The organism is Bradyrhizobium sp. McL0615, from assembly GCF_049993905.1.
Taxonomy (GTDB): domain Bacteria; phylum Pseudomonadota; class Alphaproteobacteria; order Rhizobiales; family Xanthobacteraceae; genus Bradyrhizobium.
The window spans coordinates 8,589,868-8,604,811 of sequence record NZ_CP188254.1 but is presented as its reverse complement, the minus strand read 5'-3'; the positions used below and the strand labels follow the sequence as shown (position 1 = coordinate 8,604,811).

General features: G+C 62.7%; 15 protein-coding genes and 1 tRNA gene. 12 read left to right on the top strand and 4 right to left on the bottom strand.

The features are described 5' to 3' along the window. The first annotated feature begins 6 nt into the window (after window positions 1-6). The 3 genes from ACPPVP_RS41475 to ACPPVP_RS41465 all read left to right on the top strand — a co-directional run bounded on the left by ACPPVP_RS41475 (window position 7) and on the right by ACPPVP_RS41465 (window position 1,712). Window positions 7-372 carry a dimethylsulfonioproprionate lyase family protein gene (locus tag ACPPVP_RS41475; protein ID WP_426538339.1) on the top strand — a complete coding sequence of 122 codons (366 nt, stop codon included), beginning with the start codon at window positions 7-9 and terminating at the stop codon, window positions 370-372. A gap of 158 nt (window positions 373-530) precedes the next feature. Next, entirely contained in the window at window positions 531-1,490 is a 960-nt protein-coding gene (locus ACPPVP_RS41470) for a Bug family tripartite tricarboxylate transporter substrate binding protein (protein WP_426529667.1), read from the top strand. Between the two features lie 145 nt (window positions 1,491-1,635). Beyond that, window positions 1,636-1,712, top strand: a tRNA-Arg gene (locus tag ACPPVP_RS41465). Between the two features lie 42 nt (window positions 1,713-1,754). On the opposite strand, the gene ACPPVP_RS41460 is transcribed toward ACPPVP_RS41465, so the two are convergent. Beyond that, window positions 1,755-2,390 carry a TetR/AcrR family transcriptional regulator C-terminal domain-containing protein gene (locus tag ACPPVP_RS41460; protein WP_426529665.1) on the bottom strand — a complete coding sequence of 212 codons (636 nt, stop codon included), beginning with the start codon at window positions 2,388-2,390 and terminating at the stop codon, window positions 1,755-1,757. A 102-nt stretch (window positions 2,391-2,492) separates the two neighbouring features. Between ACPPVP_RS41460 and ACPPVP_RS41455 the strand changes: the two genes are divergently transcribed. Continuing rightward, window positions 2,493-3,443, top strand: coding sequence for an NmrA family NAD(P)-binding protein (locus tag ACPPVP_RS41455; RefSeq protein WP_426529663.1), 951 nt, complete (start codon window positions 2,493-2,495; stop codon window positions 3,441-3,443). Continuing rightward, entirely contained in the window at window positions 3,440-4,555 is a 1,116-nt protein-coding gene (locus ACPPVP_RS41450) for an alpha/beta fold hydrolase (RefSeq protein WP_426529661.1), read from the top strand. Before ACPPVP_RS41455 ends, ACPPVP_RS41450 begins: the two co-directional genes overlap by 4 nt. A gap of 18 nt (window positions 4,556-4,573) precedes the next feature. On the opposite strand, the gene ACPPVP_RS41445 is transcribed toward ACPPVP_RS41450, so the two are convergent. Further along, window positions 4,574-5,536, bottom strand: coding sequence for an alpha/beta hydrolase (locus ACPPVP_RS41445; protein ID WP_426529659.1), 963 nt, complete (start codon window positions 5,534-5,536; stop codon window positions 4,574-4,576). 470 nt (window positions 5,537-6,006) lie between these two features. Here ACPPVP_RS41445 and ACPPVP_RS41440 point away from each other — a divergent pair, with 470 nt between their 5' ends. Next, on the top strand, window positions 6,007-7,197 hold the full coding sequence (locus ACPPVP_RS41440; protein WP_426529657.1) for a PepSY-associated TM helix domain-containing protein: 1,191 nt from the start codon (window positions 6,007-6,009) through the stop codon (window positions 7,195-7,197). 184 nt (window positions 7,198-7,381) lie between these two features. Next, complete coding sequence (locus tag ACPPVP_RS41435) at window positions 7,382-7,624, top strand: hypothetical protein (protein WP_426529655.1); 243 nt, start codon at window positions 7,382-7,384, stop codon at window positions 7,622-7,624. 91 nt (window positions 7,625-7,715) lie between these two features. On the opposite strand, the gene ACPPVP_RS41430 is transcribed toward ACPPVP_RS41435, so the two are convergent. Further along, window positions 7,716-9,563, bottom strand: coding sequence for a di-heme-cytochrome C peroxidase (locus tag ACPPVP_RS41430; RefSeq protein ID WP_426529653.1), 1,848 nt, complete (start codon window positions 9,561-9,563; stop codon window positions 7,716-7,718). 238 nt (window positions 9,564-9,801) lie between these two features. On the opposite strand from ACPPVP_RS41430, the gene ACPPVP_RS41425 reads away from it, so the two are divergent. The 3 genes from ACPPVP_RS41425 (at window position 9,802) to ACPPVP_RS41415 (ending at window position 11,799) form a co-directional block, all read left to right on the top strand. After that, complete coding sequence (locus tag ACPPVP_RS41425; protein ID WP_426529651.1) at window positions 9,802-10,485, top strand: alpha/beta family hydrolase; 684 nt, start codon at window positions 9,802-9,804, stop codon at window positions 10,483-10,485. A gap of 172 nt (window positions 10,486-10,657) precedes the next feature. Continuing rightward, a complete protein-coding gene (locus tag ACPPVP_RS41420; protein ID WP_426538337.1) occupies window positions 10,658-11,392 on the top strand; it encodes an aspartate/glutamate racemase family protein in 735 nt (244 codons plus the stop codon). Window positions 11,393-11,478: 86 nt separating this feature from the next. Further along, complete coding sequence (locus ACPPVP_RS41415; protein WP_426529649.1) at window positions 11,479-11,799, top strand: cupin domain-containing protein; 321 nt, start codon at window positions 11,479-11,481, stop codon at window positions 11,797-11,799. An 89-nt stretch (window positions 11,800-11,888) separates the two neighbouring features. Here ACPPVP_RS41415 and ACPPVP_RS41410 read toward each other — a convergent pair whose 3' ends face one another. After that, window positions 11,889-12,668: an SDR family oxidoreductase gene (locus ACPPVP_RS41410; protein WP_426529647.1), complete on the bottom strand. Its 780-nt coding sequence runs from the start codon at window positions 12,666-12,668 to the stop codon at window positions 11,889-11,891. Between the two features lie 185 nt (window positions 12,669-12,853). On the opposite strand from ACPPVP_RS41410, the gene bioB reads away from it, so the two are divergent. Further along, window positions 12,854-13,834 (top strand): biotin synthase BioB, encoded by a 981-nt coding sequence (gene bioB / locus ACPPVP_RS41405; RefSeq protein WP_426529645.1) that lies wholly within the window; start codon window positions 12,854-12,856, stop codon window positions 13,832-13,834. Window positions 13,835-14,071: 237 nt separating this feature from the next. After that, window positions 14,072-14,899, top strand: coding sequence for a phytanoyl-CoA dioxygenase family protein (locus ACPPVP_RS41400; RefSeq protein ID WP_426529643.1), 828 nt, complete (start codon window positions 14,072-14,074; stop codon window positions 14,897-14,899). Window positions 14,900-14,944 lie beyond the last annotated feature (45 nt).

The following is a 14,944-nucleotide window of genomic DNA, read 5'->3' as shown; positions in this document are numbered from 1 at the left end:
GAAACGATGAGTCAGAAAGACGAGTTTCACAATCTGGATAACCCGGCCGACGGCCTGCTTCGCGAACTGGCGGCGGGGGTCACGACGCGAATCTTCTCCGGCGAGCACGCGATGCTGTCGGTGGTGACGCTGGCGCCGCACGCTCAGGGCACCCTGCATCACCACCCGGAGGAACAATGGGGCGTGCTGCTCGATGGCTCGGCCATCCGGGTTCAGGGGGATGAGGAAATTTCGGTCAAGAAGGGCGATTTCTGGCGCACGCCGGGAAATGTGCCGCACACGATGCGGGCTGGACCGGACGGCGCGCGCGTGCTTGACATCTTCAGCCCGCCGCGGCCCGAGTATAAAAAAGCCGGGTCGGGCTTCGGCTAGAGCCTGCTCCGGAAAACAGGGAACCGGTTTTCCGAAGAGACCATGCTCCACTCAAACAATAAGAGCGGGATGACGATTCAGAGAAAATTCATCACGCGCTAGTCAAGTCTGCGAACAACAAAAAATAAAATCGCAGTCAAAATCAGGAGGAGACACTTGTGAAGATTACCAGACGCAATTTGCTTGCAGCGTCGGCCGCTTTCGCGGTGACGCCGGCGCTGGCGCAGCAGGCCAAGAACATGACGCTGGTGGTGCCGTTCCCGCCGGGAGGCTCCACCGACGCGCTGGCGCGGCTGCTGCAATCCCACCTGCAGACCAAGCTCGGCCGCACCGTGCTGGTGGAGAACAAGTCCGGCGCGGCCGGCTCGCTCGGCGCCATCCAGGTCGCGAAAAGCGCGCCTGATGGCGCGACCTTCATGGTGACCTTCGATTCGCATGCGGTGATCCCCTCGATCCTCGAAAAGCCGGGCCTGGATGTCGAGAAGGATCTCGTCCCGGTGTTCCTGGTCGGCACCGCGCCCTACGTCGTCGCCGCCAACGCCGAGCGGCCTTACAAGAATTTTGCCGACGTCATCGCGGCCTGCAAGGCAAATCCAGGTGCTGTAAAATACGCCTCCGTCGGCATCGGCACGCTTGGCCATCTCGCCATGACGGTGCTCGGCAAGAAAGCCGGCGTCGAGATCACGCACGTGCCTTACCGCGGTGGCGGCCCGGCGATGAATGACGTGCTCGGCGGCCATGTCGATCTGATCATCGGATCGGCCGCGCTGATCACGGCACAACTCGGCACCAACATGCTGCGTCCGATCCTGCAGATGGGCCGTGAGCGGATGCCCGTGCTCAAGGACACCCAGACCGCGATCGAGGCGGGCTATCCCGATTTCGAGACGCTAGCCTGGTGGGGCATTTTTGCGCCAAAGGACACGCCGCCGGACATCATCGCCAGCATGGCGAAATCGGTAAAGGAGATTCTGAGCGAGCCTTCCGTCGCGACGAGTTTGCAGGAGACCCAGCAGATGACGCTGCTGCTCGCCGACGGCAAGGATTTTGCGACGTTCTTCGCCAAGCAGGTCAGCATCTGGGGCCAGGTCGTCCGCGAGAACAACATCAAGGCGTAGGGCGGACGCCTGTTGACCACCCCGACATCGTCTGGCCCGGAACCGGCTTCCTTCCGATGCGGCCTGTCAGCCGTGTCGGAGGGCTGGCGATGCCGCGCCCGCTTTGGTATGAAGCGGTCAGTACCCGCCTACGCAGCGGGTCCGCGGTCCCGTAGCTCAGCCGGATAGAGCGACGGTTTCCTAAACCGTAGGTCGCATGTTCGAGTCATGCCGGGATCGCCAGTCTTTCGATGACCTGAAGTCCAATTAATGCTGGCTCCAGCCCTAACCGGGCTCCGGATAGATTTGCAAAAACGCCGTCGTTGTGTCGCGCGCCCGTCGCGCGATCTCGGCGGCGCTCGGGCGATCGGCGACCTGAAGCAGCAGGCCGGTCATCAGGTCGCCCCAGAGCAGACCCATAAATTTTTCGGTCATCGCGTCGGGATCGCCAGCAAGAAGCCCGGCTGATTTGGCGTTGGTCATAATCGTTCGCAATGCATCGCGCGTGGGCTTGCGGGCGATCGTGTCCAGCGCTTGCGCGACCTTCGGCGCGTGCACGGTTTCGGATATCGCCAGCCGGAACACGGCGACGACGACCGGATCGGTCGTTTCCGTCAGAAGCCTTGTTGCAAAAGCGGCGAGTACATCGGTCAGGATTTTTCTGTCGCGTAGCTCGGGGAGATCGGCCGGCGCCTTCAGCCGCTGGGCGCGCTCGGTGATGCAGGCGACGAGCATCGCTTCCTTGTTGCCGAACTGCGCGTAAAGCTCCCGTTTGGAAACGCGCGCGCGCGTTGCGATTTCCAGCGTGCTGGTCTGGGCATAGCCGCCCTCCATGAACGCCGTAAGGGCCGCGCCGAGGATCCGCTTCCGGGCCTCGGTGCCTTCGGTCTCCTCCTCGCGCGCCTTCATTCTTGGACTCATCGCCTGATTTTTCCACTTGACTTGGTACCAAGTAGTACCATATTTCGGTTTATGCGGTACCGGATAGTACCAAAGCAAACTCCGATGTAAAGGACACCTGTCATGACGAAACCAATCCTTGTGACCTCGGCGGCCGGCGGCAACCAGGGCAGGACCGGCCGGCATGTCTCCGAGATGCTGCTCGAGCGCGGCGCCCGCGTCCGCGCTTTCGTGCGCCAGATCGACGAACGCTCCGATCGCCTGAAATCGCTCGGCGCCGAAATTGTTGTCGGCGACTTCCTCGACGCTCGCTCCGTCGAACAGGCCACCAGGGATGTCTCCGCGATCTACTTTGCCTATCCGGTCCAGGACGGACTGGCAGACGCGACCGCCGCGATGGCGTTTGCCGCGCGCAAGCATGGTGTTTCGCGGCTCGTCAATCTCGTGATGTACCAATCGTCGATCGACGCGCCGACGCCCCGGATGCGGCAGAACTATCTGTCGGAACAGGTGTTCGAGTGGTCGAGCGTCGGTCCGCTCCATCTTCGCGCCACCGTGTTTTACGAAAACGTGGCGCGTCTTGTCGGCGCAGGCATGCCGGCGCACGGCGCCATCCGCCTGCCGCTTGGCAATGAAAACACCATTCTGCCGCTGATCTCGGCCGAAGACGTCGCGCGGATTGCAGTGGGTCTGCTCACGGGTCCTGAGCGGGCCGCAGGAACCGCTTATCCGGTCATCGGCAGCGTCATTTCCGTCAAGGAGATCGTCGGGGCTTTTGCGCGCGTCCTCAACAAGGACATCCATTACGAGGAAATCACCGACGAGCAATGGCGGAGCGAGGTTCTCGCGCGCGGCTGGAATGCGCATGCGGTCGAACATCTGTCCTCGCTCTGGAAGTCGCTGCGAGCTGCCAGCCTTTCCGCGGAGGCCGCACGCTTCGCCGTGACGGACACGATCGAAAAAATCGGCGGCGCCAAGCCGAAGACCTTTGAACAATTCGTTCGCGAGCAGCAGTCGCAACTGACAGCCGAGCCCGCTGCTGCGCGTGGGCCTGGCCGGGAGGCGAGATCATGAACCGACGTCAGCTATTGGCCGCGGCACTGGCGCCGCTCGCGTTGCGGCTGGCGCCTGATGCGGTCTCTTCAAACGCATCAGCGGCAACCGCGCAGAGGGATGAAAAGATGAACACACCGAAACAACGCATCATCGAATGCAACGGGATTCACCTCAACATCGCCGAGCAGGGCGAGGGGCCGCTGGTGCTGCTGGTGCATGGCTTTCCTGAATCCTGGTTCTCGTGGCGGCATCAGATCGACGCGCTCGCTGGCGCCGGCTTTCGTGTCGTCGCCCCCGATATGCGCGGCTACGGCAAGAGCGATGCGCCGCAGGCGATCGATCAATACACGATCCTGCATCTCGTCAGCGACATGGTCGGCATTCTCGACGCCCTGGGCGCGGCGACCGCGGTCATCGTCGGGCATGATTGGGGCGCCAGCGTCGCCTGGCAGGCCGCGCTCATGCGGCCCGACCGCTTCAGGGCGGTGGCAGCGCTCAGCGTGCCGTTCCGGCCGCGCGGCAAGGCGCCGCCGACCAGCCTGATGCCGCGCACCGAGAATGCGCAATTCTATCAGCTCTATTTCCAGGAGCCGGGCGTCGCGGAGGCTGAACTCGGGCGCGATCCGCGCGCGACCATTCGCAACATGCTGTTCGGCGCGTCCGGCGATGGCGTAGCCGCAGCCCGCGCGGCCGTGGCCGCCGGCGGGCCCGCACAAAACCTCGGCATGGTGCCGAAGGGCGGCGGATTTCTGCAGGGACCGGGCGCACCCAAAACCCTGCCATCATGGATCGAAGAAAGCGACATCGATTTTTACGGCGAGGAATTCCGGCGCAGCGGCTTTCGCGGCGCGCTCAACTACTATCGCAACATCGACCGCAACTGGGAAATCACCGGCGCGATGGCCGGCCTGCAGGTGACGGTCCCGGCGCTCTACATCGCGGGCGATCGCGACTTCGTGGTCGCCTTCCCCGGCACGGACCAGCTGCTAGCGAACCTCAAGACCTTCGTTCCCGGCTTGCGCAACATCCAGATGCTTCCCGGCTGCGGTCACTGGACCCAGCAGGAGCGGCCGAACGAAGTCAGTGCTGCGTTGGTCGAATTCATTCGAGCCCTGCCGGGCCGCGGATGATGGCGCTGACACCCGGGGCTACGCGCCCTTGTCGAGCAACGCCTTGAAATCGGCCCGCGCGCGTTGCGCCTCGCGCTTGGCGGTCTCCGACGCTTCGCCGAGGCCGAAATAGCCGTGGATGAGGCCGAGGCCGTCGTAATAGCTGGTCGGAACGCCGGCGGCGGCAAGCGCGTCGGCATAGGCCTTGCCCTCGTCGCGGAGCGGATCGAACCAGGCGGTCGCGACGACCGCGGGCGCAAGCCCCGCGAGATTTTTGGCGCGCATTGGCGAGACGCGCCAGTCGGTGCCGTGGGTTTTGTCGGCGAGGTAATGGCCGCAAAACCATTCCATGGTGGCGCGGGTGAGGAAATAGCCTTCCGCGTTCTCTGCGCGCGAGGGAAAGCGGGCGTTCTCTTTTGCATCTTCGAAATTTCCGAAGACGTCGGTGACGGGATAGACCAGCAGTTGCGCCGCCAGCTTGATGCCGGCGTCGCGACAGGCGATCGCGATGCTGGCCGCCAGATTGCCGCCGGCGCTGTCACCGGCCACACCGACGCGCTTCTCGTCGCCGCCGAATTCGGCGATGCGGGCGATGACGTCCTTTGTCGCAGCGAAAGAGTCCTCGAAGGCGCCGGGAAACCGCACCTCCGGCGGGCGGCGATAATCGACCGAGATGACGACCGCGCCGGTCTCGATCGCGAGCCAGCGCGCCTGCCGGTCATGGGTTTCGAGATCGCCGGCAACCCAGCCGCCGCCGTGAAAGAACACCACCGTCGGCGATTTGTCGTTCGAGTTCCGGTAGGCGCGGGCGCTGAGGAAGCCGGTGGCGCCCTTCACCTTGATGTCCTCCGCACTCATCACCGGTGGCGGCGGGACATCCGCGCGCGAGGCGGCCAGCGCACGGAGCGCATCGCGCGCGCTCTGCGGCGTCATATTTGTCGGATCGCGCAACGGCAACAGCGGAATGATCTGGGCGATGACGGGATCGAGCGGCGTAATCATGCGGGGCGTGCCTCACTTCGGAATAAGACGACAGCATAGATAACGGGCGTGACCGCCGCAATCACACCATTTTGTGAGCAGGTCGATCTACTTCAATTGCAATGAGCCTGCAGGCGGGTGCGCGGCGGCCGCATTGTCTGGTTTTGCTGTAATTGCCGCTTACCGATGCATCGCGATGACAGACTTGCCGATGCTCGCATGAAGCGCGCCTGTCCTCGGCGGGATTCAGTTCCAACGCTGTTCTATTCATTCGCGGAGGCCGCTGGACGTGGCCGCGTGAATCCCGTCTTTGTGAAGCGAAGTGACGACCAGTCGTACATCCAACATAGAACTATTACAAACCGCGCGAGCCCCGGTCGGGTAGCAGGACGAACATCTCTTCGGTATGGTTCGGGCAACCCCGTTGAACAGGCGGCGATTGCGACGAGCCTCGTCGATTTCGGCGCCGATCCCCGTGACATGTTTCCCCCATGAGCAAGTCCTCGATCAAGGCCGCCCTGTTGCAGGCCCATTCCATCATTGGCCTTGCGATTGCGTTGGTGCTGAGCTTGATCGGGTTGACCGGGGCGACGATGAGTTTCGAGGACGAGATCGTTGCCAGCCTGAATGCCGGGATCATGCAGGTCGAGGCCCGATCCACGCCGATGCTGACGCCGGATGGGCTGATCGCGCGCCTGCAGGCCACTCAGGATTTTGGCAAGGTTTCGGCCGTGACGATGGCAAGTGATCCGTCCCGGGCGGTACGCGTCAGGTTTGCCCGCAACGAAGGCGGATCGCGGCCATCCTCGGTCTATGTCGATCCGTATGATGCGCGCGTGCTCGGCACGCCAAGGGGCGAGGAGTTTTTCGCCACCGTCCGCAAGCTGCATCGCTGGCTGCTGATACCCGGCGATGCCAACGGCTATGGCCGGCAGGTCACTGGCGTGGTGGCGATCGGCTTGATCGTGATGCTGATCTCCGGTCTCGTGCTGCGATGGCCGCGCCGCGCCGGCAGAGTGAAAATATGGCTAAAGCCAAATCTGGCATTGCGCGGTCGCGGCTTGCACCGGTCGCTGCACGCCGTCGCCGGCACATGGGTGCTCATGATCTATCTGGTGATGACGCTCACCGGCCTGTGGTATTCGTTCGACTGGTACAAGAACGGCGCTACTTGGCTGTTGTCGCGGCCCTCGGCTGTCGCAACACCGATGCAGCCGAAGATGCAGCCAAAATCGCCGCGGGGGGCTGGCACTGGCGCAACCGAGGCCGGACCGCTGGCGCTCGACCGCGCCTGGTCGGCATTCCTGCATGAACAGGGCAGCCGTTTCGCAACGGCGCAGCTGACGCTGCCGGCCGGTGCGGGGATAGTCGTGCGAATCCGCTCCTGGTCGCGGGATGCGTCGCACGATGGCGCGCGGGACGAATTCCGGATCGATACCGTCACCGGCCGGCTGGTTTCGTCGGAGATCTACGCGGACAAATCGATCGGCGAGCGAATCCTTGCCAGCGTGCTGGATATTCATCGCGGCAGCCTGTTTGGCTGGCCGGGCCAGCTGCTGTTCATGATGGCCGCGGCTCTGATGCCGCTTTTCATGGTCACGGGCCTGATGCTGTATCTTTCGCGCCGAAAGCATCGGCGCCCGTCGCGGCCGACGGTCGGGAATCTGGTTCCAGGTGAATGAAGCGCGCGGCCGTGCAGGCGCGGAACCGGACGATTTCCTTCAATTGATAATGAGTCCTGCAAGCAGAAGCGTGGGCCACGCGTCGATGGAAGCGTGCCCCGTTTACTTCCTGTTATCCGTAAGCGCTCGCGCGGGGAACGGGCGGGCAGACTTGCTTGTTACTCCTGTCGAAGGGAGTGGTGCCATGAATCAGATTGCCAGTGTGAATCAGGCACTCGACGAAATGCTGGTGCAACTCGGCGGGATCGTGCTGAGGCTGTCCAGCCCGAAAGTGACGCGGACGGCCGAAGAGCGGCACGCGCTGGCGTGCTCGGTCAATCAATATGCGGTGTGTGCGGCGCGCTCGGGCGATCCCCGCGTGCAGCAGCTCAAGGCCGAACTGGAACAGACGATCAAGCCGCATTTGCGGCTGGTGGCCAGCCGGTAAAGCGCGCCGCCTGATCCATCTGCGCCGCGCATTGCGGCTATAAATGCGGACCGGGCAGAACCCGGCCGCGGTTGCCTGTGTGCCAACGACCTCAGAGCGTCTTGAGGTATTCGATCAGCGCCTTTCGATCGTCCGCCGACAGCGCCGGTCCGATCACGCCCTTGATTTCCTTGTCCTTGCTGAAGTCCTTGCGGAATTCATGCCCCCTGTTCGAGTTGCCGCGAATCGAGGTGTCGAACTCGAAACCGTTGGCAATCGGCTCAGTCTTGTAACCGAGCTTGACGGGGTCGTATTCGCGGCTGCCGAGATAGAATTTCGCCGGTCTTTTTTCCGGATCCCCCAGCAGATATTCGATGGTCGGCACCGAGGCATTATGAAGATAAGGCGGCGTCGCCCAGACGCCGTTGAGCGGGCGCACCTTGTAGGCAAGGTCCTTCCGCAGCTCGTTCTTCATATTTCCATTGGCCGCCTGCCGTTCCGCGGCGTTCATCGGCGGCTTTCTCTGATCGTAGATGTAATTGACCGTCTTCTCGACCACGGCGCCGAGCGCGAGGGCGAATGAGGTCTCGCGAATGTCGAGATTTGCGGGAGTGGCAACCGTTCGGTTTGCCATGTCTGCCGCCTGCGCGGGATCGGTCCCGATATGCGAGATCGGGATATTCTCGACCTTGAGGATCGCCTCGCCGACCAGGTTTTTCGTCCACCAGTCCTTGTTGTTGAAATCGTAGAACGCCTCGTTCGTCACCGGCGGACGGTGACATTCCTGACAATGGGTCTTGTAGAGCTCCGCGCCCTGGGCTGCCAGTTTCTGGTCGATCGGCGGCAGAATATCGCCGGGCCATTTTGGAGATTTCAGGCCCGAGAACCCGTCCTTCGCGTTCGGCGGCGTGTTGCCCTTGATCATCTGCTCCATTTCGTCGAGTGACTTGATGTCAACGCTCGATTTGAAGAGACCCTTCGACGGATCGTTCAGGTTGAGCTCCGCCGACACGCCAAGCGATTCGCCGGCGTTACGCACCATCGGCTGCATGATCGAGCCGTTATATTGCACCCAGTCGAACCACGGCGTGTTCCAGATCCGGGGGAAATGCACCGGCGCGGAGGAGCCGGCGTAGTTTTCCGGCTTCTTCAGGTCGATTGAAAATACCTGGTTGCCGATCCGGTTGAGCGCGTCGAGCCGGCCGTAGCCTTCCAGGATGCTCTGCGAGGCGACGCGCTCTTCCAGACTCTTGACCTGCTTGTATTGATTGAGAACCTGATCAAGCTGGTTCTTGAGCGTCGCGCGGTCGTCGATGCTCGAGCCCGGTCCAAGGACGCGCTCGGCGAAGCGGTCGAACCGTCCGGGCCAGAAGCGCGTCAGAAAGAGCGAGATACCCATTCCCTGCTTCATCTTGAACAGGTCAGTAAGGGCCGGCCCGCCGTCGATGACGACAGCGGTGTCCTTGTAGGTGAAGCTGCCGGTGTGGCAGGCCGCGCAGGTCAGGCCGACGCCGGTCATGTCTTGCTTGTTACGCGGGTTTTTCCACGGCGCACCAGTCGGGTCCAGCATCGGACCGCCCTGTGCGAAGCCGATCGGCAGCGCCTTTTTGCCTGATATGATGGTGTCGGCAATGAATCCGTAGCGATCGAGATAGGCGGTGTCGCTGAAGAGGTCGACCTCGGTGAACAGCAGCCAGGGAAGCGTCGGCTGCTCAAGCGCCATCAGCCACTCGTAGGGAAAGCCGAACGTCCGCGTTCCCTGATCGGCGTGATAGAACCAGCTCAGCTTTTCCTTGGCGATGCCCTGGTCGAGCCAGACCGTCCTCTTGGGCGTCGGATGCTCCACGAGCTTGACGTGAAAATCCTGCCAGAGCTTGGCGATGTCGTCCTTGAAGGCGGCATAACCGATGCCGACGATCGCCAGCGCGATCACAATTTTTGCAATCCTTTTGCCACGCATGGCCTGCCCCTCCCCAAACCAGCGCTGCTGGCACGTAATACCCGTCTATTATCAAAAAACGCCGGAAGGCGAATCACCCTCGGCGTGCGGTTGAATATGATGCCATCTTATAGTGGCGCTGGAGGCCTGTCCATAAATCCGATTCCTCATGCCGGTTGCGGTCTCGGCGGGGTGATCTCGCGCCGGGATATTTCCAGTATAGAGTCCGGATCACGCAGCAGAGTGTTGGATGGGTCACATGTGCGCAGCCGCAGCGGAATCGCTCCGAATTGAGATCAGCCCCGGTGAGGCGGTTTCCGGCCTGGCGATCCGCCCGCGGCAATCCCGCGCGTGTTACGTGTTCGCGCATGGAGCCGGCGCCGGCATGACCCATGCGTCGATGGAAGCGGTTGCTGCCGGCCTCGCCGAGCGCGGCATTGCGTCGCTGCGCTATCAGTTTCCCTATATGGAAAAAGGCAGCAAGCGTCCCGATGCGCCCGCGGTGGCGCACGCTGTGGTGCGGGCGGCGGTGGCGGAAGCCGGGCGGCGCTGGCCCGCACTGCCGCTGATCGCGGGTGGCCGATCGTTCGGCGGGCGCATGACATCGCAGGCGCAGGCGCTTTCACCCTTGCCCGGCGTTCGCGGGCTGGCGTTTCTCGGCTTTCCGCTGCATCCGGCGGGAAAGCCTTCCAGCGATCGGGCGAGGCATCTTGCTGAGGTCGATATCCCGATGCTGTTTCTGCAGGGCACGCGCGATGCGCTGGCGGAACTGAGGCTGCTCGAGCCTGTCGTCAAAAGCCTGGGATCGCGCGCGACGCTGCGACTGCTTGAGGGCGCCGATCATTCCTTTCATGTGCTGAAAAGCTCGGGGCGGAATGATCGCGAGGTGATGGGCGAGGCGCTGGATGCGTTCGCTGCGTGGGTTGATGAGATTGTGGGCTAGCTCAAACGTCGTCCCTGCGAACGCAGGGACCCATACACCGCGGCGGTCATTGTGAATCGCTGTGGTAATCGCTTTGCCCAAACAACCAAATCCCGTGGTTATGGGTCCCTGCGTTCGCAGGGACGACCGATGATAGAGTTGCGCCATGCCGCATACCCTTTACGATGCGCCCATGACAAAAATCCTGATCGTCAATCCGAACACGACTGCCGCGATGACCGAAACGATTGGCGCCGCGGCGCTCGCCGTCGCCGCGCCCGGCACTGAAATTTCCGCCGTCACGTCGGCGATGGGGCCGGTCTCGATCGAAGGGTATTACGACGAGGCGTTCGCCGTGCCCGGCCTGATCCAGGCGCTGATGAATGCGCCCGATGCGGACGCAGCGATCGTTGCCTGTTTCGACGACACCGGCCTTGACGCTGCCCGCACCGCGGCGCGCTTTCCGGTGGTCGGCATTTGCGAGGCGGCGCTGGTGACGGCGGGCCAGATCGCAAAGCGCATCGCCGTCGTCACGACGCTGCCGCGTTCGATCGTGCCGCTGGAGGAACTGGTGCGCCGCTATGGTTTTGCGGAAAGAGCAAAGGTCACCGCTTGCGACGTCGCGGTGCTCGATCTCGACAAGCCCGGCTCGGGCGCGGAAGCAAAACTGGAAGCCGAGATTTCCCGCGCGCTCGACAAGGGCGCGGAAGCGATTGTGCTGGGCTGCGCCGGGATGGCCGATCTCGCGCAGAAACTATCGCGGAAATTTGATGTGCCGGTCATCGATGGCGTGGCGGCGGCAGTGAAGCAGGCCGAGGCGCTGGCCGGGCTGAAGCTGATGACGTCGCGGCGCGGTTCCTACGCCTCGCCGGGCGTGAAGAAATACGACGGCATATTGGCGCCGTTTGCGCCAAAGACCTCAGGCTAGGGTCAGAACTCATCAGTCCGGAAGTGTCTCAGTTTGAAATTACCGTATGATGTACAAATCCTTCTTTCCTTGTCGGGAGGAGTCCCATGGATCGCACGCCGCCGCCAGTGTCGCTCGCCGCCGCGCTCGCTCTGCCACGGACACCAGGGAGATCGTCCGAAGTCTTCGTTGACGGCGATCTTGAGGTCAGATTCGCCGCCCGTCCCACCAACGGACCGCAGGTCCCGCATCAGCGCGATGAACTCTATTTCGTCGCCTCCGGAAGCGGCCATTATCGAGTCGAGGAAACGGTAACCGCAGTTGGTCCTGGCGACGTGCTGTTCTGTGCCGCGCATGTTGCACATGGTTTCGAGGATATTTCGGAGGATTTTTCCGTGTGGGTGCTGTTTTACGGCCGGCAAAAGTAGCGGCACTCGATTTCAAACTGATTCATTGCCATTGCTCCTTCCGCCAGCGTTTTCTTGACGCGAACCGGCATCCCCTTCGCTCGAAAACGCTATTGTTGCGGCGCGCCGTAAATCTTGTCGCGCAGCCGCCGCATCCCGGTGAGCCAGCGGTCGCGGCTGGAGGCCTTGCGCTGCATGTATTCGGCGACCTGCGGATGCGATAAAATGAGAAAGCGTTCTTCCGCCATCGCCTCGATCACCATGCGCGCCACTTCCGGCGACTGCAACACGCCGTCGACCCGCGCCGCGCTCGGCCCCGGCGTCGTCATGCCGGTCTGCACCGATTGCGGGCACAGCACGGACACGCGGATGCCGCGGTCGCCATATTGAATGGCGAGATGTTCGGCGAGTGCGACCGCCGCATTTTTTGTTACGCCATAAGGCATCGAGTTCAGCGACGCCAGCAGGCCGGCCGCGGAAGCGGTGTTGAGGAGATAGCCGGATCCACGCGCGAGCATGCCCGGCACCAGCGCGCGCGCCGCAAACACGTGGCTCATGACATGGACACGCCAGCTCACGTCCCAGTCGGCGTCGGAAGCCGTTTCCTGTCCCTTGCGCGACAGGCCGGCATTGGAAAAGAACACGTCGACCTGGCCATATTTGTCTTCGGCCGCGGCGATCAGAGCCTTGATGTCTTCCTCCAGCCCGACATCGGCTGTGATCGGCAAGCCGTCGATGTCGCCGGCGACCTTCGCCAGCCTGTCTCGCGAGGTTTTCAGGTCGGCTATGACGACGCCGCGCGCACCGGCCTCCGCATAGGCGCGCGCCACCGCTTCGCCAATGCCGCTCGCAGCTCCCGTAACGACGCAGACCTTGCCTTTGACGTGCATGTTCGGCTTCCCCTGGTTTCTTTTTCTTGAACGGGGTCGAGAGTGATACGACCTCCGCGGTGTGGTCAATGCGCGGTTTGCGCTGGCGATCAATTTTTTACCAGCACGGCGCGCGCAGCTGGCATCGGCTTCGCCAGCGTGCGATGACGACCGCACGAGGCAATCAGGATCGGGAGAGGTGAAGAATGCTCGAAGTTCGGGATGAAGCGACTGTGACGGCGCCGCTTGCGGACGCTGCGGAGTGGACCAGCGAGGCGGCGTGGTCGCTCTACCGGCTGCCGTTCAACGATCTGCTGTTCCGGGCGCAAACCGTTCACCGCCAGCATTTCGATCCGAACCGCGTGCAGCTCAGCAAGCTGCTCAATATCAAGACCGGCGGCTGCCCGGAAGATTGCGGCTATTGCAGCCAGTCCTCGCATCATTCGACCGGGCTTGTCGCCTCGAAGCTGATGGAGGTCGAAAAGGTCGTCGCCGAGGCGCGGAAAGCGCGGGACGGCGGCGCCACGCGCTACTGCATGGGCGCGGCATGGCGCAATCCGAAGCCGAGAGACATGGATGCCATCGTCGAAATGGTCGGCGCGGTGAAAGCGCTCGGGCTCGAGACCTGCATGACGCTGGGCATGCTGGACCGCGATCAGTCGGACCGCCTCAGCGCGGCAGGGCTCGACTATTACAACCACAATATCGATACGTCGGCGCGCTATTACCCGCAGGTGACCTCGACACGCACATTCGCCGATCGTCTCGACACGCTGGAGAATGTCCGGCAATCCGGCATGAAAGTGTGTTGCGGCGGCATTCTCGGCATGGGCGAGGAGGAAATCGACCGCGTCGAAATGCTGGTCACGCTGGCGAACCTGCCCGAGCCGCCGGAAAGCGTTCCGATCAACATGCTGATTCCGATCGCCGGCACGCCGCTCGCGCAAGCCGCGCCGATCGCGCCGATCGAGTTTGTCCGGATCGTTGCACTGGCGCGGATCATGATGCCGAAATCCTATGTCCGCCTGTCGGCCGGCCGCTCCGCCATGACCGATGAGATGCAGGCGCTCTGCTTCTTTGCGGGAGCGAATTCGATCTTCGTCGGCGATACCTTGCTGACGGCCGGCAATCCCGAAGACGAGGCCGACCGGAAGCTGTTCAAGCGGCTGGGGCTGCAGGCGATCTGACCGGGCTTCGCATCACGCATTTCGGCTAGCCCTCATAAAACCGTTGCCGCGCGCCCGGCCGATGGTGCGCGGCCATCATGTTGAGCATTGGCGTTGACAGCCCGGCGTCGCGGCACGCAGGCAACGCCCTTTTGTGTTCGGCTGCCGGAACCGGGTGGCGTCCGTTAGCGCTTGACTCGCGCCAGGAATTGAATTTCATATATGGAACATAAAAATCATATATGAAATGAGGAAACGATGGGAGGGCTTCCCGAGGCCGCAGTCGCTCACTACCGCGAGCACGGCTACTACGCTCCGATCAGGGTGATGCCCGTTACAGAGGCCGAAAGGCTTCGCCTGTGCCTCGAAACTTATGAAAAGCTGCATGGCGTGCTCAAGGGGTCAATGCGCCACAAGAGCCATCTGCTGTTCACCTGGCTGGACGGCCTGATCCGGCATCCCGCCATTCTCGACGCGGTCGAATCCGTGATGGGTCCTGATATTCTTTGCTGGAGCAGCACGTTCTTCATCAAGGAGGCCCGAGATCCCGGCTTCGTGTCGTGGCATCAGGATTCGACCTATTGGGGGCTGGATCCCGCGGACATCGTCACGGCATGGGTCGCACTTTCCGAGAGCACGGCCGAGAACGGCGCCATGCGCGTCATTCCGGACACGCACAAACTCGAGCAGGTCGCGCATCGCGACACGTTCGCGGCGAACAATCTGCTGACACGTGGGCAGGAGATCGCGGTGGACGTCGACGGCGACACCGCCGCGATGCTCTCGCTGCAGCCCGGCGAAATGTCCCTCCATCATGTTCGCCTGATTCATGGTTCGGACCCGAATCCTTCGGCAAAGCGCCGGATTGGCTTCGCCATTCGCTACCTTCCGACCTACGTTCGCCAGGTCGTGGGGACGCGCGACAGTGCAACGCTCGTTCGCGGTGTCGACCGGTTCGGCAATTTCGAACCGGAATATGCGCCGGATCACGATCTGTCCGATGCGGCGGTGGCGTTCCACGCCCATGTCATGGGCGACCAGCAAAAAGTGTTGATGCGGAATGCGCAGATGGGAGCGATGCGCTGACGCGCACCGCGGCGAGGCCCGCATTCCACAGCAGAGAGAATCGAA